Origin of the sequence: Lysobacter antibioticus (assembly GCF_001442535.1) — a bacterium.
GTDB classification, from domain to species: domain Bacteria; phylum Pseudomonadota; class Gammaproteobacteria; order Xanthomonadales; family Xanthomonadaceae; genus Lysobacter; species Lysobacter antibioticus.
In genome coordinates this window covers 4,300,455-4,322,985 of sequence record NZ_CP013141.1, presented here as the reverse complement: position 1 = coordinate 4,322,985, position 22,531 = coordinate 4,300,455, and the positions used below count along the sequence as shown (strand labels likewise).

General features: G+C 68.9%; 17 protein-coding genes. 10 read left to right on the top strand and 7 right to left on the bottom strand.

Annotated features, from left to right (window positions below):
• Positions 1-558 precede the first annotated feature (558 nt).
• Positions 559-1,485, bottom strand: coding sequence for a patatin-like phospholipase family protein (locus GLA29479_RS17570; protein ID WP_057916672.1), 927 nt, complete (start codon positions 1,483-1,485; stop codon positions 559-561).
• Positions 1,485-2,453: a helix-turn-helix transcriptional regulator gene (locus GLA29479_RS17565; RefSeq protein ID WP_057916671.1), complete on the bottom strand. Its 969-nt coding sequence runs from the start codon at positions 2,451-2,453 to the stop codon at positions 1,485-1,487. Before GLA29479_RS17565 ends, GLA29479_RS17570 begins: the two co-directional genes overlap by 1 nt.
• Positions 2,454-3,027: 574 nt before the next feature.
• Here GLA29479_RS17565 and GLA29479_RS17560 point away from each other — a divergent pair.
• The 5 genes from GLA29479_RS17560 to GLA29479_RS17540 all read left to right on the top strand — a co-directional run bounded on the left by GLA29479_RS17560 (position 3,028) and on the right by GLA29479_RS17540 (position 8,974).
• Complete coding sequence (locus tag GLA29479_RS17560; RefSeq protein ID WP_057972362.1) at positions 3,028-5,937, top strand: molybdopterin oxidoreductase family protein; 2,910 nt, start codon at positions 3,028-3,030, stop codon at positions 5,935-5,937.
• Between the two features lie 54 nt (positions 5,938-5,991).
• On the top strand, positions 5,992-6,213 hold the full coding sequence (locus tag GLA29479_RS17555; RefSeq protein WP_057972361.1) for a hypothetical protein: 222 nt from the start codon (positions 5,992-5,994) through the stop codon (positions 6,211-6,213).
• On the top strand, positions 6,210-7,031 hold the full coding sequence (locus GLA29479_RS17550) for a 4Fe-4S dicluster domain-containing protein (RefSeq protein ID WP_057972360.1): 822 nt from the start codon (positions 6,210-6,212) through the stop codon (positions 7,029-7,031). The genes GLA29479_RS17555 and GLA29479_RS17550 overlap by 4 nt, the downstream gene beginning before the upstream one ends.
• A 31-nt stretch (positions 7,032-7,062) precedes the next feature.
• Positions 7,063-8,016 carry a dimethyl sulfoxide reductase anchor subunit family protein gene (locus GLA29479_RS17545; RefSeq protein WP_057972359.1) on the top strand — a complete coding sequence of 318 codons (954 nt, stop codon included), beginning with the start codon at positions 7,063-7,065 and terminating at the stop codon, positions 8,014-8,016.
• Between the two features lie 283 nt (positions 8,017-8,299).
• A complete protein-coding gene (locus GLA29479_RS17540) occupies positions 8,300-8,974 on the top strand; it encodes a DUF481 domain-containing protein (protein ID WP_057916666.1) in 675 nt (224 codons plus the stop codon).
• Between the two features lie 815 nt (positions 8,975-9,789).
• On the opposite strand, the gene hemC is transcribed toward GLA29479_RS17540, so the two are convergent.
• From hemC to GLA29479_RS17515, 5 genes are all read right to left on the bottom strand, one after another.
• Positions 9,790-10,725 (bottom strand): hydroxymethylbilane synthase, encoded by a 936-nt coding sequence (gene hemC, locus GLA29479_RS17535; RefSeq protein WP_057919887.1) that lies wholly within the window; start codon positions 10,723-10,725, stop codon positions 9,790-9,792.
• Between the two features lie 673 nt (positions 10,726-11,398).
• Positions 11,399-12,136, bottom strand: coding sequence for a LytR/AlgR family response regulator transcription factor (locus GLA29479_RS17530; protein ID WP_036148912.1), 738 nt, complete (start codon positions 12,134-12,136; stop codon positions 11,399-11,401).
• A 17-nt stretch (positions 12,137-12,153) separates the two neighbouring features.
• The gene (locus tag GLA29479_RS17525) at positions 12,154-13,209 is read right to left on the bottom strand and encodes a sensor histidine kinase (RefSeq protein ID WP_057972358.1); all 1,056 of its coding nucleotides are present in this window, start codon (positions 13,207-13,209) and stop codon (positions 12,154-12,156) included.
• A gap of 13 nt (positions 13,210-13,222) precedes the next feature.
• A complete protein-coding gene (locus tag GLA29479_RS17520) occupies positions 13,223-13,918 on the bottom strand; it encodes an alpha/beta hydrolase (protein WP_057919886.1) in 696 nt (231 codons plus the stop codon).
• A gap of 122 nt (positions 13,919-14,040) precedes the next feature.
• Entirely contained in the window at positions 14,041-15,003 is a 963-nt protein-coding gene (locus GLA29479_RS17515; protein WP_057972357.1) for a TonB family protein, read from the bottom strand.
• A gap of 354 nt (positions 15,004-15,357) precedes the next feature.
• On the opposite strand from GLA29479_RS17515, the gene GLA29479_RS17510 reads away from it, so the two are divergent.
• The 5 genes from GLA29479_RS17510 to GLA29479_RS17490 all read left to right on the top strand — a co-directional run bounded on the left by GLA29479_RS17510 (position 15,358) and on the right by GLA29479_RS17490 (position 22,458).
• A complete protein-coding gene (locus tag GLA29479_RS17510) occupies positions 15,358-15,732 on the top strand; it encodes a hypothetical protein (RefSeq protein WP_144436592.1) in 375 nt (124 codons plus the stop codon).
• 287 nt (positions 15,733-16,019) lie between these two features.
• Positions 16,020-17,219 (top strand): TolC family protein, encoded by a 1,200-nt coding sequence (locus GLA29479_RS17505; protein ID WP_248842755.1) that lies wholly within the window; start codon positions 16,020-16,022, stop codon positions 17,217-17,219.
• The gene (locus GLA29479_RS17500; RefSeq protein WP_057916662.1) at positions 17,216-18,214 is read left to right on the top strand and encodes an efflux RND transporter periplasmic adaptor subunit; all 999 of its coding nucleotides are present in this window, start codon (positions 17,216-17,218) and stop codon (positions 18,212-18,214) included. Before GLA29479_RS17505 ends, GLA29479_RS17500 begins: the two co-directional genes overlap by 4 nt.
• Before the next feature lie 40 nt (positions 18,215-18,254).
• On the top strand, positions 18,255-21,476 hold the full coding sequence (locus tag GLA29479_RS17495) for an efflux RND transporter permease subunit (protein WP_057973251.1): 3,222 nt from the start codon (positions 18,255-18,257) through the stop codon (positions 21,474-21,476).
• A gap of 94 nt (positions 21,477-21,570) precedes the next feature.
• On the top strand, positions 21,571-22,458 hold the full coding sequence (locus GLA29479_RS17490; protein WP_057972355.1) for a cation diffusion facilitator family transporter: 888 nt from the start codon (positions 21,571-21,573) through the stop codon (positions 22,456-22,458).
• Positions 22,459-22,531: the final 73 nt, after the last annotated feature.

The following is a 22,531-nucleotide window of genomic DNA, read 5'->3' as shown; positions in this document are numbered from 1 at the left end:
TTGCGCCAGGCCGGCAGCCGGAAGCGGTGCAGCGCCCACCAGGCCACGGCCGGCATCGCCACCAGCCACAGCGGCAGCCAGCCGATCGCGCCATGGCTGCCGCGCGCGGCCGGCAGCATCAGCACCAACAGGCCGCCGATGGCGAGGGCGTAACGCAGGGCGGTGTCGAGGTCCGCATGGGCGGCATCGGCGGAACGGTCGGAAGGCGTGCTGACGGTCATGTCCAGGCTCCGGAAAGCGGGCGTAAGGGTCGTTGAGCCCACCATCTCGCCGGCCCGTCTCAGAGGCTGCGATCTTCGGCGCCGCTCATCGGCGCGTCGTCTGTGCGGCGCGTCGGCTTTGCGCTGTGCCGGGTCTGGCGGTTGGTCGGCGACCGGCCCGGGCCACGCAGCGAAAGACCGTGGAGATTCGCTCGCGGCCATGGCCGAAGGGCCGCGGCTCCACGCGGCGCGCCAGCGCCATGAGAGCAAAAAGGTCGACCGCGCCCGGGTCGCCCGGGTGGATCACGGTCGCGGCTCGCGCCGCCTCTGCCCAAACGCGACTGCGCCGAGCCGAAGCTCAGTAACCGGCCTTGTCGAGTGCCTTCTCGGCTTCTTCGCGGCCCAGCGCGATCAGTTCCTTGGCCCGCCAGAATTCGTAGAACTGGCAGGCGTCGCGCGGAATCCGGATGACCAGCTCCGGCGGGTCCAGGGCCAGCTGCACGCGCGCGATCTGGGCCTGCATCATGTCGAGCGAACGCGCCATCAATTCGCTGAAACCCAGCTCGTGCGGCGGTTGTTCGCCGTTGGAGGCCTCGTCGGCGCCACGGCGGAACCAGCGCATCAGCATCGAAGGCTTCGACTCCGCGACCTCGCTGCCCGGCGCCTTGGCGCCGTTCTGCTGGGCGAGCGCGCCCGGCGGCCGCTCCGGCCAGCCGTGCATGTCGACGGCGATCAAACGATGCGCATCGGACAGGCGCGTGGCCGCGATCGGCAGCGGCGCCAACAGGCCGCCGTCGACGAGTTCGCGACCGTGCAATTCATAAGGCGGAAATACGCCCGGGATGGCGATCGACGCGCGTACCGCGTCCCACAGATCGCCCTCGCGCAGCCAGACTTCGCGCTGGCGGATCAGGTCGACCGCGACCGCGGTGAACTCGATTTCCAGATCTTCGATGCGCGGCTCGCCGGTCAGTTCGCGCAACGCGTGCATCAGACGCTCGCCGCGGAACAGACCCGGTTGCCCCAGACCGGGGTCGAGCAGGCGCAGCATCGCGGTGCGGCTCATGCCGTACAGCCAGTCGCGGTAGACCTCGAGCTTACCGGCGGCGAACAAGCCGCCGACCAGGGCGCCGCTGGAGGAGCCGGCAACCGCGACGATGCGCATCGAACGCGCCTGCAGCGCTTCGATCACCCCGATCTGCGCCAGACCGCGGGCACCGCCCGCGCCGAGCACCAGGGCGACCGGTTCGTCGCGGGAAATATGCGGTGCGTCGGCGCCGGGCATCAGCGTCCGTAGTTGCTCAGCGCCAGTTCCAGCATCGACTTAGCCTGTTCGCGCAGCACCACCGGCTCGACGATCTCGGCGTCGCTGCCGTAATGCATCACGTCCATCAGCAGCTCGCGCCCGGCGCTGTACGGCACCTTCAGCTCGTAACGCCCGTCGGGCAAGAAACGGCCCTGCTGCTGCGAATGCCAGTGCTCGTCGGCGACCCAGCGCGCGGCCTTGGCGCTGAAGACGATGGTCGCCCAGCCCTTCGGCGCGCCGGAGAAAATGCCGTAGCTCGACGCCAGATGCTGGTCGAGTTCGTCGTCGGCGACATCGCGCGCGGTGTCTTCGCCGATCTTGGCCGCGCTGATGCGGTCGACCGAGAAACTGCGCAAGGCATCGCGCTCGTGATCCCAGGCGTCGAGGTACCAGTTTTCGCGGTAATGGGTGAGGCGCTGCGGCGAAACGCTGCGGCGGGTGCGCTGGTCGGTCGAGCGCGCCCGGTATTCGAAGGTCAGCTGCTTGCGATCGAGCACCGCGGTGGCGACGGCGCGGAACGCGGTCTCGTCCAGGCGCCGGGTGCGGTGCGGAATCACCCGCACGCGCTCGACCGGGAGGCGTCGGCCGCCGGCATGTTCGTCGAGCAGCTTTTCGATGCGCTGCTGCAAGGGTGCGAGCGCGTTCGACAGCACGCCGCCGCCGCTGCGCATCAGCAACTGCTGCGCGGCCAACAGCGAGTGCAGCTCTTCCGAACTCAGCCACAGGCCGGGCAGCTCGAAGCGATCGCCTTCGCTGGTGTCGTAGCGGAAACCGGCCTCGCCGTTGCCGACCACCGGCGCCATCAGGTAGTCGCGCAGGTAGGCCAAGTCGCGGTAGACGGTCGCGCGCGAACACTCCAGGTCCTCTTGGAGGCGCTGGACTGTGACCGGATACCGGGCTGCGGTGAGAATCCGGTGCAGTGCGTGGATGCGTTCGATACGTTCCATGTCGGCGATGTCTAGTGGATTCGGTGGGGTCGCAACTAGCATGGCACCGGCCGCTGTCCGGCCGCCACCATCGAACTTGGGGATCGTACGTGATCGAGCCCGCAATATCCGCAACGCCGCCCCCCGCGCCACGTTTACCGGGCTGACCGCGGCGCCCGGCAGGCCGGATCGCCGCCGGAGCGGGCCATCCGGGCCGTGGCCGGCTTCGCCGAGCCTCGTCGCGCCGACGCGAACGCCCGCGCGCAGTTGCGCGCGAGGAGCAAGCGTCGACCGCTTCGAGCGGATCGCCGGCCGGCAGCACCGGCAGCGACGCCCCTCGACCGAATGAGGTTACGACGACGCCGGTATCGAGAGCCGATGTCGGGAGCAGTATCTGGATCGGAGCGCCGGCGCAGTAGTGACATTAGACACCCGTGCGGTCGCAACGGTTGCGACTGCGCGAGCCCGCCGACAGCCGCGGCCGCAAGCCCGATCACAAGACCTGCACAATGTTGCAGTGCGATGGCGCTACGACGCACAAGCCCGGATTTCGCGCAAGCTCGCAGCGACACGCCCAGGTAGGCACAATGCCGCCATGCGAAAGCACGCTCCCCAAGAGCCAGCCATCGACTTGTCGCCCTCGCCCGGCGACGAGGTCAAGACCACGACCTGTTACATGTGCGCATGCCGTTGCGGCATCAAGGTCTGGCTCAGCGACGGCCGGATCCGTTACATCCAGGGCAACCCCGATCACCCGGTCAACCAGGGCGTGCTGTGCGCCAAGGGTTCGGCCGGCATCATGCAGCACTACTCGCCGGCGCGGCTCGACAAGCCCCTGCTGCGCGTGGGCGAACGCGGCAAGGGCGAATTCCGCGAGATCGAATGGGACGAGGCGCTGCGCATCGCCGCCGACTGGCTCGCGCCGATCCGCGAACGCAACCCCGATGAGTTGGCCTTCTTCACCGGCCGCGACCAGTCGCAGGCGCTGACCGGTTGGTGGGCGCAGCAGTTCGGCACGGTCAACTACGCCGCCCACGGAGGGTTCTGCTCGGTCAACATGGCCGCCGGCGGCCTTTACACCCTGGGCGGTTCGTTCTGGGAGTTCGGCGAGCCCGACTGGGAGCACTCGCGTTATCTGATGCTGTGGGGCGTGGCCGAAGACCACGACTCCAATCCGATCAAGCTCGGGCTCGGCAGACTCAAGGCCAGCGGTGCCAAGATCGTCGCGGTCAATCCGGTGCGCAGCGGTTACGGCGCGATCGCCGACGAATGGATCGGCATCCGCCCCGGCACCGACGGCCTGTTCGCGTTCGCCCTGATCCACGAATTGCTCAAGGCCGATCGCATCGACCTGGACTATCTGGTGCGCTACACCAACGCGCACTGGCTGGTGATCCGTAACCCCAGCGGCGCCGACGACGGCCTGTTCGCGCGCGACGGCGAGGGGCGCGCGCTGTGTTGGGCGCGCGGGCTGCCCGACGGCGCGAGCGAAGGCCGCGCCCACCCCGCCGACGCGATCGACATCGCGCCGGCCGTGGTCGGCGAATACAGCCTGGCCGACGGCCGCCGCGCGATGCCGGTGTTCCATCTGGTTGCCGAACGCTACCTCGACCCGCAGTACGCACCCGATGCGGTCAGCGAACGCTGCGGCATTCCGGCCGAGACCATCCGCCGCATCGCCCGCGAGCTTGCCGAGGCCGCGTTCGATCACGCGATCACGCTGCCGATCGCCTGGACCGATGCCTACGGCCGCCAGCACACCGAAATGACCGGCCGCCCGGTCAGCATGCATGCCATGCGCGGCATCAGCGCGCACAGCAACGGCTTCCATACCTGCCGCGCATTGCACCTGTTGCAGTTGTTGCTCGGCGCGGTCGATACACCGGGCTCGTTCCGCTATCAGCCGCCGTTCCCGAAACCGATCCCGCCGCCGAACCGGCCCGGCAAGACGCGTCAGCCCAACGGTGCGCTCGACGCCGCGCCGCTCGGCTTCGTCCACAGCCCCGAGGACTTGGTCGTCGACGCGAACGGTCAGCCGCGCCGCATCGACCACGCTTTCTCCTGGGCCTATCCGCTGTCGGCGCACGGGATGATGCACACCGTGATCCGCAATGCCTGGGCCGGCGACCCGTACAAGATCGACACGCTGATGATGTTCATGGCCAACATGAGCTGGAACTCGGCGATGAACACCGGCGAGACCATCGGCTGGCTCACCGATCGCGGCGAAGACGGCGAGTACCGCATCCCGCGCATCATCTACGCCGATGCCTATGCCTCGGAGATGACCGCCTACGCCGACCTAGTCCTGCCCGACACCACCTATCTGGAACGCTTCGACGCGATCAGCCTGCTCGACCGGCCGATCTCCGATGCCGACTCGGCCAGCGATGCGATCCGCCATCCCGTGGTCGACGCCGCGCAACAACGCGAAGGCCGCGACGTGCGCGGCTTCCAATCCGTGCTGCTGGAACTCGGCGCGCGCCTCGGCCTGCCCGGCATGGTCCACGACGACGGCAGCCCGCGTTACCGCGACTACGCCGACTACATCGTGCGCCACGAGCGCGCGCCCGGCGTCGGCCTGCTCGCCGGCTGGCGCGGCGAACACGGCGAACTCGAAGCCAAGGGGCCGCCGAACCCGCAGCAGTTGCAGCGCTACATCGACAACGGCGGTTTCTGGCGCAGCCATGTGCCGGAGTCGGCGCGCTACTACAAGATGGCCAATCGCGGTTATCTGGACTGGGCGCAGAAGATGGGCTTCATCGGCCACGCCGACCCGATCGTGCTGCAGTTGTATTCGGAGACGATCCAGAAATTCCGCCTCGCCGCGCAAGGCCACGGCGCGCAGCAACCGCCGCCGCAGCATCGCGAACGCGTGGCGACCTATTTCGATCCGCTGCCGATCTGGTACGAACCCTTCGAAGGCGCCCAGGTCGATCAGGTCGACACGAAATTCCCGCTCAGCGCGGTGACCCAGCGGCCGATGTTCATGTACCACGCCTGGGGTTCGCAGAACGCCTGGCTGCGCCAGATCGTCGCGCGCAATTACCTGTATCTGCATCCGGACACCGGCGCGCGCCACGGCATCGCCGATGCCGACTGGATCATCATGGAATCGCACCACGGCCGCATCACCGTGCAGGCGCGCTTCGCCGCCAACGTCCAGGCCGACACGGTCTGGACCTGGAACGCGATCGGTAAGCGCCGTGGCGCCTGGCGACTGGACAAGGACGCCCCGGAAAGCCGCAAGGGCTTCCTGATGAATCACCTGATCTCCGACATCACCCCGAAGGGCGACTACGCCAATGCCGACCCGGTCACCGGGCAGGCGGCCTGGTTCGACCTGCGCGTGTCGATCCGCAAGGCCGATGCGGAACAGAACGCGCGCGGCGAGTCCGAACCGCAGTTCGCTCCGCTCGCGTTCGCCGAGGCCGAACCCGGCCCCTTGCGCTACGGCGCGGAGTTTCGCGCTCGCCGCGCGGGGGTCAACCATGAGCAGGATTGAATCGGCGATGCGTCGCTGTGCGAGCGTCGCCGAAACCGCCACGGAGCATCGCCGATGAGGACCGCACGCCTGTTCGCCGGCTGGCTATGCATCGCGCTCGGCTTCGGCCTGATCATCCTGCTCGGGCTGGGCGTACTGGACCCGACCCGGGACACCGCCGCGCACGCGACCTCGGCCGCGCCGGTATTGATCGCGTTGATGCCGAGCGTGGCGATCGGTTTGACCGTGTTCGCGCTGGGCCTGTGGTTGCTCGCTACCGGAAAGAAAAAACCATGACCGACTTGCCGCTACCGTCGAAAAAGAAGCTCGGCCTGGTCATCGACCTGGACACCTGCGTCGGCTGCCATGCCTGCGCGGTGAGCTGCAAGGAATGGAATGCCGGCGGTTTCGCCGCGCCGCTGACCGACGAGCAGCCCTACGGCAAGGACCCGTCCGGCATCTGGTTCAACCGCGTGCACAGCTACGAGGTCGCCGCGAGCGAGACCGCGCCGGCGAGTGCGCGCGCCGAAGCGATGCCGCTGGCCGACCCGGTGCGCGGCTGCGGCGAAGTCGCGGCGCCGCAACCGGCGATGACCTTGCACTTCCCGCGTTCGTGCCTGCACTGCGAACAGCCGGCCTGCGTGACCGTGTGCCCGACCGGCGCCAGTTACAAGCGCGCCGAAGACGGCATCGTGCTGGTCGACGAGGACAAGTGCATCGGCTGCAAGCTGTGTTCCTGGGCCTGCCCCTACGGCGCGCGCGAATACAGCCCGGTCGAAGGGGTGATGAAGAAATGCACCCTGTGCATCGACCGCATCTACAACGAGAACCTCGACGAGTCCGAACGCCAGCCGGCCTGCGTGCAGGCCTGCCCGACCCGGGCGCGTCATTTCGGCGACCTCGGCGACCCCGAGTCCAAGGTCTCCAAGCTCGTCGCCGAACGCGGCGGCGTCGATCTGATGGCGCAGCTGGGCTATCAGCCGACCAACAAGTACCTGCCGCCGCGTCCGCGCCGGGCCGGGCCGGCCGACGACGCCACGCCGCGGAAGGAAGCATTGGACACCCAGCAACTGCCGTCGGCGCTGCGCTGGCTGGATCGGGTGCTGTCGCGATGAGCCCCGCCCTGCCGTTCCGGAGCCGGACCTGATGCATCCCGCGTTCTCCGTCATCTTCTTCACCACTTTGTCGGGCGCGGGCTACGGCCTGATGGCCTGGCTCAGCGCCGTCGTGCTGATGCAACTGGGCAGCGGCGCCGAGGCGGGCGCGATGCCGCCGCGTACCGTGGCCGTGGCCTTGGCGCTGGCGCTGACCCTGGTCAGCGTCGGTCTGCTCAGCTCGACCCTGCACCTGGGCAAGCCGATGCGTGCCTGGCGCGCGTTTTCGCAATGGCGCAGCTCGTGGCTGTCGCGCGAAGGCGTGATGGCGGTGGCGACCTACGTGCCGGCGCTGGCCTTGTCGGCGTGGGCGTTCGCGCCGAGCGCACACGCCGCAGTCGGCGCGGTCTGGCCCGTAATCGCCGCGATCGCCTTGCTCGTCGGCGCGGTGCTCACCGTGGTCTGCACGGCGATGATCTACGCCTCGCTGAAGCCTATTCCGGCCTGGCGCCATCGGCTGGTGGTGCCGGCTTATCTCGCCTTCGCCCTGCTCGCCGGCGCCGCCCTGCTGGCGGCCTTGCCGGGCGCTTCCGGCCTCGCTCGCCTCGCGACCTTCGCGCTGATTCCACTCGCGTTCGTTACCGCCGCGATCAAGCTCGGGTATTGGCGCGACATCGACCGCACCCCGCTCACCGTCACCCGCGGCGACGCGGTCGGCCTGCCGCAACGCGAACTCGACGTGTTCGAGCGCCCGCATACCGAAGACAACTACCTGACCCGCGAGATGGGCTACGTGCTGGCACGCAAACACGCGCGCAAGCTGCGCCGGATCGCGCTGGCCATGTTCGCGGCGGTGCCGGTCGTGCTGAGCCTGGTCGCGCTGGCGCTGCCGACGGTCGCCGCGATCGCGATGCCGCTCGCGACCTTGTCGCTGCTGCTCGGTACCTTGGTCGAACGCTGGCTGTTCTTCGCCGAAGCCCGGCATCTGGTGACGCTGTATTACTGAGCCGGGTTCACCCGTTCGGCTTGTTCGTTCGGCTTGATCGTTCGGCTCGATCCGACGCCGTGCGCTTGCATGGCGCGCGCTGCAGGCCGGCGATTCGATGCTGGAGCGACCTTGGATCGAATCGCCCCTGATGAGGCGCAATGCCCCGTCGCGCGGGCCTTTCGCGTTCTTGGCGGCGGCCGTGGACGGGTGAATCGAAGCTATCCCGGCGTGTCCGCGGTCTCGTGTCTGTAACCGGTTTCATGGCATCATCCCGTTCTCCTTCCGGCCCCAAGCCAAGACGATGCTCGGTGCGATCGGGCTCGCCCTTCTGGGCGCGCCCCTGGTGACATTGCCGACCCCCGCCTTCGGCGGCGACCCGACGCTGATCGCCATTGCGAGCGATCCGGCGCAGATGCGCCTGTACTGTTTTTCGACCCGCTGCGGCGACGAGGAATGGCGACTGGCCACTTCCGGGCGCGCCAAGGGCCCGGAGATCGACCCGCTCGACCTGCCGCCGCTGCGCACCGTGCTGCTGCCCGGCTCGCAACGCCACGTCGGCGGCGTCAGGGCGCCGGCGACCTCGCGCACCAGCCGCGCCATGTACTCCAACGACTACCGCATCGGCACCCGCTACGGCGTGCAGGCCTTGCGCGACGGCCCGACCCAGGTCGGCCTGAGCTTCGGCGCCGGCTACCGACTCGCCCCGCTCCACGATGACGGCATCAATCGCCCCGGCACCGTGTTCCGCGGCGAAGTCAGCATCGGCCAGCGCCTCGGCGAGCGCGCTCGCTGGAGCCAGCGCGTGCAGTTCGAGAGCGGCCACGGCGACACCTTCGTCAAACAGTCGATGCGCCTGGACGTGGATCTGTGGCCGTACTGGAAACTCGAAACCGACTTCGCGATTCGTCACGATTCCAATGGCGGTGGCGGCAGCGAGAGTGCGGAGAGTTCGATCGAGTTGATCCGGCGGTTTTGATGCTGCTCGGCTCAGCAGAAGCAGAAGCAGAAGCAGAAGCAACAGCTTCCGTCCGCTGACGCGGCCGGGTTACTTTCTTTTGCTGGCCCAAAAGAAAGCTAACCAAAGAAAAGGCCTTCCTTGACGAAGCTCCCCTGCGAGTTCGATGCGTCCGCAGGGATTTTCCGATAAGACATCCCTGTCTTATCGGAAAACGGCGCACGTCCTGTGCGCCGCCCTTTGGGTCTCCGGGTGTTCTCGCAAGCTCGTCGCTGCGCCAAGCTCTTCACAGCAATAGCAATAGCAAAGTTGCCGTTGCCGTTGCCGTTGCCGTTGCCGTTGCCGTTGCCGTTGCCGTTGCCGTTGCCGTTGCCGTTGCCGTTGCCGTCAAGATTTTGTCGTAGCTGTGCGTCGCCTCGAACTAGCGAAGGCGATAGGAGACCCGGAGGGCGGCGCGCAGGGATGCGCGCCGTTTTTCATCGGGACATGGATGTCCCGTATGAAAAATCCCTGCGGAGGCATCGAACGTGCGGGCCTGTGATTCAAAGAAAAGCATTTTTCTTTGGTTACCTTTCTTTTGTTGCTTATGACAAAAGAAAGTAACCCGCCGCTTTAGTGGTGGAAGCTTTTAGCGTTTGATCCTGATCTTGATCTCGCTTCGGCGATGCGCCGCAAGACCGAAACAACGCGGTCGCGGCTTGTGACCGAAGGAAATCCAGTAGGAAGCCGCTCCTACCCCAAAGCAGAGGCATTCGCATACGAACAAGGTTTGGACCAAAGGCACGCAAACCAACGAAAGCCTGGAATGCAAACGACGTTGGACAGCCACGCCCGAATCAATCCGCGTCGATGTCCACCAGCGAATCGGCGATGAATTCGCCCGCGCCCTGCTCCAGCAGACGTTGCGCGACTTCGATGCCGAGACAATCGGGCGCATCGCCGCGGCCTTCGCCGTGAGCGCGCACGGCTCGGCCGTCGCTGGCCGAACCGACCTGACCGTCGAGACGCAGATGTTCGCCGTCCAGACGCGCGTAAGCGGCGACCGGTACATGACAGCTGCCGTGCAGGGCGCGATTCATCGCCCGCTCGGCTTCGACGCAGGTGCGGGTGGCGGCGTGATCGAGCGCGGCGCAGAAGCTGCGCGCGGCGACATCGTCCTCGCGGCATTCGATCGCGATCGCGCCCTGCGCCGGCGCCGGCAACCAATACGGCGATTCGAGACGGGCGCGGATGCGCGCGTCGAAGCCGAGCCGCTGCAAACCGGCGCAGGCCAGGACGATGGCGTCGTAGTCGCCGGCATCGAGCCGGGCCAGTCGGGTGTTGACGTTGCCGCGCAGGTCGAGCAATTGCAGGTCCGGACGCAGCGCGCGCAACTGCGCCTGCCGGCGCAACGACGAGGTGCCGACGCGTGCGCCGAGCGGAAGGCTGTCGATGCCGTCGTGGTGGTTGCTGACGAAGGCGTCGGCGTAGTCGGCGCGCTCCAGGATCGCCGGCAGGGCGAAGCCCGGTTCCAGCTCCATCGGCACGTCCTTGAGCGAGTGCACGGCGCAGTCGGCTTCGCCGCGCAGCATCGCCAGTTCCAGTTCCTTGAGGAACAGGCCCTTGCCGCCGATCGCGGCCAGCGAGCGGTCCAGCACTTCGTCGCCGCGGGTGCTCATCGGCACCAGGCTCACCTCGAGCCCCGGATGCGCGGCGCGCAGGCGGTCGGCGACGTGCTCGCTCTGCCACAGGGCAAGCGGGCTCTTACGGGTGGCGATGCGCAGGGTCTTCATGCCGGCATTATCGCCGCTGGCGGGGGTCGGCATCAAAAGCCGCCAGGGCGGGCAACCGGGGCCGCATCGGTTGCGGAATCGGCAACGGACGGGGAACCGGGGGGACGCAGTGGCGGCCCGTGGCCGAAGGAAGGCCGCCATCACCCCAAGGCGCCCCGACGTCGACTGCCGTTGCCGTTGCCGTTGCCGTTGCCGTTGCCGTGATGAGCTTGGCGTAGCCGCGATCTAGCGAGAACAACCGTAGACCCGGAAGGCGGCGCACACGACGTGCGCCGTTTTTCGATAGGACAAGGATGTCCTATCGAAAAATCCCGGCGCACGCGCCGACCTCGGAGGGGAGCTTCGTCAAGGAGAGCCCTCCCTTTGGTTAGCTTTGACCGAAGGGAATCCTGGCGGACTTTTGGGCTTAGCAAAAGAAAGTACCCGGCCGCTTTAGCGGACGGAAGCTTCAGATCTTGATATTGCTTCACCGCCCTGCGGCAAGACACGCCGCCACGATAAGCAACCCGGTCGCGGCTTACGCCGCTCCTACAGGGGGTGGTTACGGCCGGATGCGGCGCGAGACTGAGGCAGCGCGGTCGCGGCTTGCGCCGCTCCTACCCCGGGTTCGACTAGCTCCAGACGATTCGACTCCCGATTCCCGATTCCCGATTCCCGATTCCCGACAAAAGCATCACAAATGCTTGAGGGTCTCGCGCAGGGCCGCCACGCAGCGGCGGCTGACTTCCAGGGGCTGTTTGCCGTGACGCAGCACCGCCTGCACATGGCCTTCGGAGTCGCGCTTGAGTTCGACGATCTCGTGGCGCGCGACCAGGCAGTTGCGGTGAATGCGCACGAAGCGTTCGCCGAATTCGTCTTCCAGCGACTTCAGCGATTCCTCGATCAGGTCTTCGCCGCGCGCGTGATGGACGATTACGTACTTCTCTTCGGCGTGCAGGTAGTGCACGTCCTCGATCGGGATCAGGCGCAGGCTCCCGCGCAGACGCGCGCACAGGTGGCTGCGGCTTTGCCCGGGCGCGGTTTCGGTGCCGCCGACATGGCGCTCGCGCCCGGCGGCGAAGGTGCGCACCCGCTCGAGCGCGGCGTCGAGGCGTTCGGCCCGTACCGGCTTGACCAGGTAGTCGATCGCCTCGGCCTCGAACGCCGACAGGGCGTGGGCGTCGTAGGCGGTGCAGAACACCACCGCCGGGCGCGGCTCGAACGCGGCCAGATGGCGCGCCGCTTCGAGCCCGTCGATGCCGGGCATGGCGATGTCGAGCAGGACCAGATCCGGCCGGTGCTCGGCACAGGCGTGCAAGGCGTGCTGGCCGTCGGCCGCTTCGGCGACGACCTCGACGTCGTCGCGCTCGGCCAACAGGCTGCGCAAGCGCTCGCGCGCCAACGGTTCGTCATCCGCGATCACCACTCTCATGGCCGGCCTCGTCGCTTTCATCGGCTATGCGCCTCCACCCCGGTCGGCACGTGCAGTTCGCACAGATAGTAGCCTTCGTTCCAGCCCGCGGTCATCCGCACCGTCGGCCCATAGGCATAACGCAGGCGCTGGCCGATGCTGCTGTGGGCATGGCGGGCCCCGCTGCGGCCGTCGGCCGGGGGCGGGGCCGGGTTGCGGATGCGCAGCAGCAGCTCGTCGCTGAGCTCGGTCAGCTCGATTTCGATCTCGCCGCCGCCCGGCAGCCGCGAGATGCCGTGCAGCACGGCGTTCTCGACCAGGGGCTGCAGGACCAGGCGCGGCAGCGGCATCCGCCACGGCAGCGGCTCGCGCTTGCGCCAGACCACCCGCAGGCGCTCGCCCAGGCGCAGCAGCTCGATCGCCAGGTAGCGCTCGGCCAGCTCGACCTCCTCGGCCAGGCTGGAATCGGACTTGGACGCGCCCAGCGCGGCCCGGAACAGATCCGACAGGTCCAGCACCGCGCGCTCGGCGACCACCGGGTCGCTGCGCACCAGGCCGGCGATGGTGTTCATGCTGTTGAAGAGGAAGTGCGGCTTGATCCGCGCCTGCAGCGCATCGACCTCGGCGCGGGCGTTGGCGCGGACCTGGGCCTTCCAGCTGTCGTTGACGTAGAGGTAGCGCAGGACCACGCCGACGGCGAGGATCGCCACCGCGGCGGTGCCGCCGACGAAGCGCTGGAACGAGATCCCCGGCGGCACCAGACCGATGCCGGTGACGCTGTCGATGATGTGGGTGATCGCCGCGACCGCCGCGGCGATCGCCGCCGCCGTCGCGGTGGCGATGAAACCGCCCACGCCGGGCGGCAAACGCGACAGCTGGCGCCGCGACACGCACAGCAGCACCGAGATCGCCAGCGCCAGCCACAGCGCGAAGGCGCTCGAGGACACAAAGCGGCTGAGGTCCCAGCGGGTGCCGTCCGGGGCCAACGCCAGCACGATCACGATCAGCTCGGCCATGCTCAGCATGACCACCAGCCGCGGCAGACGGCACAAGTCCGGCAGCCACGGTTCGTGTTCGCCGGCGGACTCGAGCATGGTCAGGGCCGGCTCATGCCGTGGCGGCGAACCGTTGCGACATCCAGTCGCCGAGCGCGTCGATCTCCTCGGCGCAGACCTGGTGCGCCATCGGATAGGCGTGCCAGTCGACCTGGAAGCCCAGGCCGCGCAGCCGCGCCGCGGCGCGTTCGCCGCCGGCATAGGGCACCATCGGGTCGTGTTGGCCGTGGGCCATGAAGGCCGGCTGGCTCGGCGCGACCGAAGTCGCCTCGGCGACCAGGCGCTCGGGCATCGGCAGATAGCTCGATAGGGCGATCAGCCCGCCGAGCGCCTGCTTGCGCCGCAATGCGGTGGCCAGGGTGATCGCGCCGCCCTGGGAAAAACCGGCCAGCAGGATGCGTGAGGCCGGCACGCCGCGTTCGATCTCGCGCTCGATCAGCGCATCGACCTGCTGCACCGACTCGTCGACGCCGGCTTCGTCGGCGCGCTGGGCCAGATCGCTGATGTCGCGGATGTCGTACCAGGCGCGCATGCGCGCGCCGTTGTTGATCGTGACCGCGCGCACCGGCGCGTGCGGGAACACGAAGCGCAGGGCCGGCCAATCGCGGCGCAGCAGTTCGGGCACGATCGGGGCGAAGTCGTGGCCGTCGGCGCCAAGGCCGTGCAGCCACAGCACGCTCCAGCTCGGCGCCGGGCCGGTCTCGCGTTCGACGGTTTCGAGTAAGGCGGGGGGTGCGGAAGTCTCCATCGCCGCATTGTGGCGGCACAGCGCGCGGACCGCCAAGCTCCCGCCCCGGCGGACGTGTCCGCCGTCGCAATCGGCCATCGCAGTGGACCGTGGCAAGGACCGACCGCCCCGCCCCGCGCGCCTCAGCGCGAGGGCAGGCGGAAATTGAGGGTGCGACGGGCCGTATGCGACTGGCCGCTGGCTTCGAAACGCAGGCGCGCCACCGCCGCCAGCGCGGCGGCGTCGAACACCCCGGCCGGTTCCGAGGACACCAGCCTGGGCGCGCCGACGCGCCCGTCGGGCAGGATCGTGAAGCTGACCTCGACGCTGCCCTCGATCTTGCGGTTCAAGGCCGGCAAGGGATAACGCGGGCTGGCATCGGCGAGCAGGCGCGGCATCGCCGGCGAGGCGGCGTTCGCCGAGGTCATTGCCGGCAACGCAGCGGCCGGGGTCGCGGCCGAGGCCGCCACCGGTTGCGCCGCCGACGCGCTGCCGGTTTTCGCGGCGGCGGCATCGGCGGCGAGCGCGCTGGCGGCCGCATCGGCCTTCATCGCCGCGTTCGCCAACGCCGCATTGGCGGTACGCGCCGCCTCGCGACGCGCCGACAGCACGGTCGCCGCGTCGGTGCGCTCGGCCATCAGGCGTTCGGTTTCCTCGCGGGTCTTGCGCTCGCGGCTCGCCTCGGCCACGCGCAGGCTTTCGCGCATGCGCGGCAAGGCCGGCGCTTGCGGGTCCATGCGCGCCAGCAAGTCCAGCAAACGGTGCGATTCGGCCAGATCGTCGTCGAGCAAAGCCTGCTCGCCGGCGATCACCACATAGGGCTGCAACTCGTCGAGCGCGCCGATCACGTCGATCTGGCCCGGCTCCTTGTCGCGCAAGGCCAGGTAATAGTCGACCGCGCTGTCGCCGGCCGGGGTGTGGATGCGCTGCTCGCGCAGGGCCTGAGTGGCGCGCGCGCGCAAACCTTCAATATCGAGTTCGTCCAGCGGCGCCGGCAATTCCAGCGCGGCATCGGCAAGCGGCGCCGGGGAGGCGGCGCTGTGGGGAGCTTCGGAACCGCAACCGCCCAGGGCGACGCCCAGGGCCAGACCGGCGATCGCGCGCATACCGGCTTTCGACCAACGACCGGCGGGGAACTCACACACCGGCTTCACAACAACCTTCACTGCCAAACCCCCTGTACCGCCACTACCGAATACGTGCGCAGACTAGGTAAACGATATGACGGCGCCGAGGCACCGTCATTGCCGATCCTGTCCGGACAACTGTCTGGGTATCCCTGCCCGCGGTTCCGCAGGTCCGTTGCGCGGCGCGATTATCGCCGCAATCGGCCGCCGCAGCAGAGCCGCCGCGGGCCCGCGGCGGCCGGCATTCAGTGGCGATGCGCTACGGCCGTACATGAACGGCGATGCGAGGCCTGAAATTGTATAGCGGGCTCGGCAGCTCCTAAGATGCCCGCCATGCCCGGCCCCTCCGCCATCGCGATCGCGTTCCGCTACCTCGTCTTCGGCGTGCTGATCGCCGTGATGCTGGTCAAGCCGACGCTGACCTTCGCCACCGAAATCGGCGAACTCGCCGGGCCGGTCGCGGCGCTGGCGCACGAGCACGCCGGCGCATCCGCCGGCGACAGCGCCGCACCGGACAGCGCCGACCCGGACGGTTGCGGCGACGCCCGCTGGCACCTGAGCCACTGCTGCGCCCTGCAAGCCGCGCTGCTGCCGCGCTTCGAGGTCGGCCTGCTCGCACCCAGTGCCGCCGGCCCGGTACCGGCCGTTTCGACCGCGTTCGTGCCGACCCCGACCGCGGTCCCGTTCCGCCCACCTATCTCCGCCTGATCCCGATGCCGGCCTGAGCCGGTCGCTCGCGTGCGCCCCTGCAGCGCCGCGTCGGCCTGCGCGGGTCTTCGTCGCCGTGCGCTGCGTTCGCGCCCGGCGTCTTTCGAGATTCAGGAGAACTCCCCATGCGTTTGCGTCCGGCGGCCCTGGCCGTCCTGACGGCCGCTCTGTGCTTTTCGGCACAGGCGCGGCCTTCCCTTGCCGCCGCTTCCGGTCCTGCCACGTCCGGCCCTGCGACTTCCGGCCCGTCCGCTTCCACCCCAGCCGGGACCGCGCGCGCGGCCTCGGTGTTCACCCTCGACGACGCCTTCGCGCGCATCGGCGACGCCCATCCGGACCTGCGCCTGTTCGGCAGCCAGCGTTCGGTGCTCGAAGCCGAGCGCGATCTCGCCGCGCAGCGTCCGGCCTGGGTCGCCGGCGCCGCGGTCGACAACGTCTTCGGCAGCGGCGCGGTCAGCGGCGTCAAGGGCGCCGAGCTCACCCTCAGCCTGGCCTCGGTGTTCGAACGCGGCGGCAAGCTCGATGCGCGCCGCGCTTTCGCCCAAAGCCGCATCGATGCGCTCGCGGTCGACCGCGAAAGCCGTCGCCTCGACCTGCTGGCCGAAACCGCGCGGCGCTATCTCGGCATCGTCGCCGCGCAGCGCCGGATCGAACTGGCGCAGTTCGACATCGGCCAGCGCAAGCGCACCGTCGCCGCCGCACGCCAGCGCCTGGTCGCCGGTGCCTCGCCGGAGTCGGGCTTGCTGACCGCGCAGGCGGCGCTGGCGCGCGCCGAACTCGATCGCGCACGTAGCGAGCAAAGCCTGCTCGCCGCGCGCCAACACCTGGCCGCGCTGTGGGGCGAACGCGACCCGGGTTTTGCCGGCGTCGCCGGCGATCCGTATGCCCTGCCCAAGATCGAAGAGGCGACGGCCCTGGCGGCCTTGCTCGACCGCAGCCCGGAACTGACCCGCTTCGTCGACGCACGCCGGATCGGCGAGGCGCGCGTGCGCCTGGCGCAGAGCCAGGCCAGCGCCGACATCGATTGGCAGATCGGCGTGCGCCGCCTGCAGGACGGCGGCGACACCGCGCTGATCGGCAGCGTGTCGATGCCGCTCGGCGCGCGCAGCCGCGCCGAACCCGGCATCCGCGGTGCCCAGGCCGAACTGACCGTGCTCGAAACCGAGCGCGAAGCCAAGGGCTTGTTGCTGTACTCGACCCTGGTCGAAGCGCACGGCCGCTACCGGGTCGGCGCGCTCGAAGTCGCGCGCCTCAAGGACGAGGTCCTGCCGCGCATGAGCCGGGCCGAAAACGCCGCCGAGTACGCCTACCGCGCCGGCGCCATCAGTTACCTCGAACTGGCCCTGTTGCAGGCCGACAGCGTGGCCGTGCGCAAACAGCGCCTGGACACCGCGCTCGACGCGCAACTGGCGCTGATCGAGATCCAGCGCCTCACCGGCGAATCCTTCCTCGCCCCATCGTCCGCCCCCGCAGGAGCCACCCCATGAAGCCCGAACTGTTGATCGCCGCGGGCCTGCTGGCTCTGACTTTGAGCGCATGCGGCGGCTCCGCCGAAGCCCCCGCGGCCAAAGCCGAGGGCACGCATGCCGACGAAGCCAGCGACGAGCACCGCCACGGCGAGGGTGAAGCCGGCCATGGCGAGAAAGGCGAGGCCGAAGAGGAAGCCGAAAGCACCGCGATCCCGGCCGCGATCGCTCAACGTTCCGGCATCGTCGTCGCCGCCGCCGGCCCGGGCACCATCGCCGACGAACACGAAGTGCAAGGCCTGGTCACGCCGCTGGAAGGCCGCATCGCCAACATCACCGCGCGCTATCCCGGCCCGGTGCGCTCGCTGCGCGCCAACGTAGGCGACCGCGTCAAGGCCGGCCAGACCTTGGCCACGGTCGACAGCAACCTCAGCCTGACCACCTACGCCATCGCCTCGCCGATCACCGGCGTGGTGCTGGCGCGCAACGCCTCGGTCGGCGAAGTCGCGGTCGAAGGCACGACCCTGTTCGAGGTCGCCGACCTGTCCACCCTGTGGGTCGATCTGCACGTGTTCGGCGCCGATGCCTCGCACCTGCGTCCTGGCGTGCCGGTGACGGTGATGCGCATGGGCGAGGAACAAGGCGTGGAAACCACCCTCGACCGCATCCTGCCCGGCACCGCGACCGCGAGCCAGAGCACCGTCGCGCGCGCATCGATCGCCAACGCCGACGGTCTGTGGCGTCCGGGTTCGGCGGTGCGCGCACGCGTCACCGTCGAACAGCAGCCGGTCTCGCTGGCGGTGCCGCTGACCGCGCTGCAACGCATGGACGAACGCGACGTGGTGTTCGTGCGCGAGGGCGAGCGGTACATCGCCAGGCCGGTCCGCATCGGCCGCCGCGACGCGCGCCGCATGGAAGTGCTGTCCGGCCTGCGCGCCGGCGAACAGGTGGTGGTCGAGCAGAGCTTCCTGATCAAGGCCGACATCGAAAAATCGGGAGCCTCGCATGAGCACTGACACGACGACCGGGCCGGCCCCGGCGCCGGCGCGCTCGGGCCTGCTCGAACGCATCCTGCGTTTCGCCATCGGCCACCGCTGGCTGATGCTGGCGCTGACCGGCGCGCTGATCGCGATCGGCGTGTGGAGCTTCCGGCAACTGCCGATCGACGCCACCCCCGACATCACCAACGTGCAGGTGCAGATCAACACCCAGGCGCCGGGCTACTCGCCGCTGGAATCCGAACAGCGCGTGACTTTTCCGATCGAGACCGCACTCGCCGGCCTGCCCAAACTCGACTACACCCGCTCCCTGTCGCGCTACGGCCTGTCGCAGGTGACGGTGGTGTTCAAGGACGGCACCGACCTGTACTTCGCCCGGCAACAAGTCGCCGAGCGCCTGCAGCAGGTGAAGTCGCAGATCCCGGCCGGCCTGGAACCGGAACTCGGCCCGACCGCGACCGGCCTGGGCGAGATCTTCATGTACACCGTCGACGCCGAGCCGAAGGCGCGCAAGGCCGACGGCACGCCGTACAACGCCACCGACTTGCGTACCCTGCAGGACTGGGTGATCCGCCCGCAGTTGCGCAACACGCCCGGGGTCACCGAGGTCAACACCATCGGCGGCTACGCGCGGCAGATCCACATCACCCCGGACCCGGCGCGGCTGGTGGCCTTGAACCTGACCCAGCGCGACGTGGTCGCCGCGCTCGCCGCCAACAACCAGAACGTCGGCGCCGGCTACATCGAACGCAACGGCGAGCAGTTCCTGGTGCGGGTGCCCGGGCAGATCGTCGGCATCGAGGCGATCGGCGACATCGTCCTGGACCGCCGCGACGGCGTGCCGATCCGGGTGCGCGACGTCGCCAAGGTCGGCGAAGGCCCCGAACTGCGCAGCGGCGCCGCCACCCAGAACGGCCACGAAGTCGTGCTCGGCACGGTGTTCATGCTGGTCGGCTCCAACAGCCGCGACGTCTCGCAAGCAGCCGCAGCGAAGCTGCAACAAGCCAATGCCAGCCTGCCGAAGGGCGTCAGCGCCAACGCGGTCTACGACCGCACCTCGCTGGTCGACCGCACCATCGCGACGGTGTCGAAGAACCTGGTCGAAGGCGCGCTGCTGGTGGTGGTCGTGCTGTTCCTGCTGCTCGGCAATTTCCGCGCGGCGCTGATCACCGCGCTGGTGATTCCGCTGGCGATGCTGTTCACCATCACCGGCATGGTCCGCGGTGGCGTGTCCGGCAATCTGATGAGCCTGGGCGCGCTCGACTTCGGCCTGATCGTCGACGGCGCGGTGATCATCATCGAGAACTGCCTGCGCCGCTTCGGCGAAGCCCAGCATGCACTCGGCCGCGAGATGAGCGACGAGGAACGTCACGACCTCACCGCTACGGCCACCGCCGAGGTGATCCGTCCGAGCCTGTTCGGCCTGGGCATCATCGCCGCGGTGTATCTGCCGATCTTCGCGCTCAGCGGCATCGAAGGAAAAATGTTCCACCCGATGGCGATCACCGTGGTGCTGGCGCTGACCGGCGCGATGCTGCTGTCGCTGACCTTCGTCCCGGCCGCGGTGGCGATCTTCCTCGGCGGCAAGGTCGCCGAAAAGGAAAACCGCGCCATGGCCTGGCTGCGCCGCCGTTACGAGCCGGTGCTGGCCTGGGCGCTGCGCAGCCGGATGACGGTGTTGGCCGGCACCGCGGTGCTGGTGATCCTCAGCGGCGCGGTGGCGATGCGCATGGGCAGCGAGTTCGTGCCGAGCCTCGACGAAGGCGATGTCGCGGTGCAGGCCATGCGCATTCCCGGCACCAGCCTGACCCAGTCGGTGACCATGCAGAAGACGATGGAGCAGGCGTTTTTAGCGATGCCGGAGGTCGAGCGGGTGTTCAGCAAGATCGGCACCGCCGAGGTCGCCAACGACCCGATGCCGCCCTCGGTCGCCGATACCTTCCTGATGCTCAAGCCGCGCGAGCGTTGGCCCGACCCGGGCAAGACCAAGGCGGCGTTGATGGAGGACATCGAAGCGGTCGCGCGCACCCTGCCCGGCAACAACTTCGAGTTCACTCAGCCGATCCAGATGCGCATGAACGAGTTGATCTCGGGCGTGCGCGCCGACGTCGCGATCAAGGTCTACGGCGACGATCTGCAGCAATTGCTCAAGATCGCCCAGCAGATCGAAACGGTGGCCAAGCAGGTGCCCGGCGCGGCCGACGTCAAGGCCGAGCAGGTTACCGGCCTGCCGATGCTCAGCGTCGAGCCGGACCGCCGCTCGCTGGCCGTGTACGGGCTCAACCCGGCCGCGGTGCAGGACACGGTGGCGACCGCGGTCGGCGGCGAAGTCGCCGGGCAGCTGTTCGAAGGCGACCGCCGCTTCGACCTGGTCGTGCGCCTGCCCGAACGCCTGCGCCAGGACACCGCGGCGCTGGCCGACCTGCCGGTGCCGCTGCCCGCGCGGAGCGAAGGCGACCGCGACGAATCCAGCCGCGACGCCACCTGGAGTTCGGGTGCGCCGCGCACGGTGCCGTTGCGCGAAGTGGCCAAGCTCAATTCGATCCTCGGCCCGAACCAGATCAACCGCGAGAACGGCAAGCGCCGCATCGTGGTGACCGCCAACGTGCGCGATCGCGACCTCGGCGGTTTCGTCACCGAGCTGCGGCAGAAGCTCGATGCCCAGGTGAAGGTGCCGGAGGGTTACTGGATCGGTTACGGCGGCACCTTCGAGCAACTGATCTCGGCCAGCCAGCGCCTGGCGGTGGTGGTGCCGGTCACCCTGGTGCTGATTTTCACGCTGTTGTTCATGGCTTTCGGCTCGGCCAAGGACGCCGCCATCGTCTTCAGCGGCGTGCCGCTGGCGCTGACCGGCGGCGTGATCGCCCTGGCCTTGCGCGGCATACCGCTGTCGATCTCGGCCGGGGTGGGCTTCATCGCCCTGTCCGGCGTGGCGGTGCTCAACGGCCTGGTGATGATCGCCTTCATCCGCAAGCTGCGCGAACAGGGCGACCCGCTCGACAACGCCATCGTCGACGGCGCCCTGGGCCGGCTGCGGCCGGTGCTGATGACCGCGCTGGTGGCTTCGTTGGGCTTCATCCCGATGGCCTTCAACGTCGGGGCCGGCTCGGAAGTGCAGCGGCCGCTGGCGACGGTGGTGATCGGCGGCATCGTCTCCTCGACCCTGCTGACCCTGCTGGTGCTGCCGGTGCTGTACCGCTGGTTGCATCGCAACGACGCCGGCGAGCGCAAGTTCGATCCGCCGGCGCTGGCGACGGCCGAGCCCTCGCCCGCACACTGATACGGCGAAATGGCGGGTCGCGTTCGCGCGGCCCGTCCCGATCCTGGGCATCGCCCGCGGGCGATCCGCTTACGACGCAAACAGGAGCATCGATATGGGCAGCGGACACGACCACGGCAGCACCGCGATCCGTCACGAACGTCCGCTGTGGTGGGCGCTCGGCTTGACCGGCGGTTTCCTCATCGCCGAAGTCGTCGGCGCCTTCCTGACCAACAGCCTGGCGCTGTTGTCGGACGCCGCGCACATGGGCACCGACACCCTGGCGCTGATGATCGCGCTGACCGCGGTGCGGCTGAGCCGCAAGCCGGCGGATGCGAAACGCAGCTACGGCTACGCGCGCATGGAAGCGATGGGGGCGATGGCGAACGGGCTGATGCTGTTCGCGGTCGCGGCCTACATCCTGTGGGAAGCGGCCGGCCGCTTCAGCGAACCGCCGCAGATCGCGACCGCCGGCATGCTGGCGATCGCCGCGCTCGGCCTGGTCGTCAACTTGGTGGCGATGCGCCTGCTCAAGGCCGGCAGCGGCGAAAGCCTCAACATGAAAGGCGCCTACCTCGAAGTGTGGAGCGACATGCTCGGCTCGGTCGCGGTGATCGCCGGCGCCATCGTGATCCGTTTCACCGGCTGGACCGTGGTCGACCCGATCCTGGCCGTATTGATCGGCCTGTGGGTATTGCCGCGCACCTGGACCTTGTTGCGCGAGGCCGGCAACGTGCTCATGGAAGGCGTGCCCGGCGGCATCGACCTCACCGCGGTGCGCACGATGCTGATGGCGGCGCCCGGCGTCGGCGAGGTGCACGACCTGCACGTGTGGTCGTTGGGATCGAGCACCCCGGCGATGAGCGCGCACCTCGTGGTCGATGCAGGTGTCGATGCCGATGCCCTGCGCGGCGAATTGGTGCGGCAACTCGACGAACGCTACGGCATCGAGCACTGCACCCTGCAGATCGAGAGCGCGGCTTGCGACAACCCAAGCCACTGACGATCTGCTTCAAGGGTAGGAGCGGCGCGAGCCGCGACCGCGACCTCCCGGTTGCGATGCGAGCGCGGTTTCG

Coding starts and splice junctions, on each gene's coding strand:
- GLA29479_RS17555 (WP_057972361.1), top strand. CDS start 5,992: ATGAGGACCGCACGCCTGTTCGCCGGCTGGCTATGCATCGCGCTCGGC.
- GLA29479_RS17530 (WP_036148912.1), bottom strand. CDS start 12,136: ATGAGAGTGGTGATCGCGGATGACGAACCGTTGGCGCGCGAGCGCTTG.
- GLA29479_RS17565 (WP_057916671.1), bottom strand. CDS start 2,453: ATGGAACGTATCGAACGCATCCACGCACTGCACCGGATTCTCACCGCA.
- hemC (WP_057919887.1), bottom strand. CDS start 10,725: ATGAAGACCCTGCGCATCGCCACCCGTAAGAGCCCGCTTGCCCTGTGG.
- GLA29479_RS17550 (WP_057972360.1), top strand. CDS start 6,210: ATGACCGACTTGCCGCTACCGTCGAAAAAGAAGCTCGGCCTGGTCATC.
- GLA29479_RS17570 (WP_057916672.1), bottom strand. CDS start 1,485: ATGCCCGGCGCCGACGCACCGCATATTTCCCGCGACGAACCGGTCGCC.
- GLA29479_RS17560 (WP_057972362.1), top strand. CDS start 3,028: ATGCGAAAGCACGCTCCCCAAGAGCCAGCCATCGACTTGTCGCCCTCG.
- GLA29479_RS17540 (WP_057916666.1), top strand. CDS start 8,300: ATGCTCGGTGCGATCGGGCTCGCCCTTCTGGGCGCGCCCCTGGTGACA.
- GLA29479_RS17520 (WP_057919886.1), bottom strand. CDS start 13,918: ATGGAGACTTCCGCACCCCCCGCCTTACTCGAAACCGTCGAACGCGAG.
- GLA29479_RS17510 (WP_144436592.1), top strand. CDS start 15,358: ATGCCCGGCCCCTCCGCCATCGCGATCGCGTTCCGCTACCTCGTCTTC.
- GLA29479_RS17545 (WP_057972359.1), top strand. CDS start 7,063: ATGCATCCCGCGTTCTCCGTCATCTTCTTCACCACTTTGTCGGGCGCG.
- GLA29479_RS17500 (WP_057916662.1), top strand. CDS start 17,216: ATGAAGCCCGAACTGTTGATCGCCGCGGGCCTGCTGGCTCTGACTTTG.
- GLA29479_RS17515 (WP_057972357.1), bottom strand. CDS start 15,003: ATGCGCGCGATCGCCGGTCTGGCCCTGGGCGTCGCCCTGGGCGGTTGC.
- GLA29479_RS17525 (WP_057972358.1), bottom strand. CDS start 13,209: ATGCTCGAGTCCGCCGGCGAACACGAACCGTGGCTGCCGGACTTGTGC.
- GLA29479_RS17490 (WP_057972355.1), top strand. CDS start 21,571: ATGGGCAGCGGACACGACCACGGCAGCACCGCGATCCGTCACGAACGT.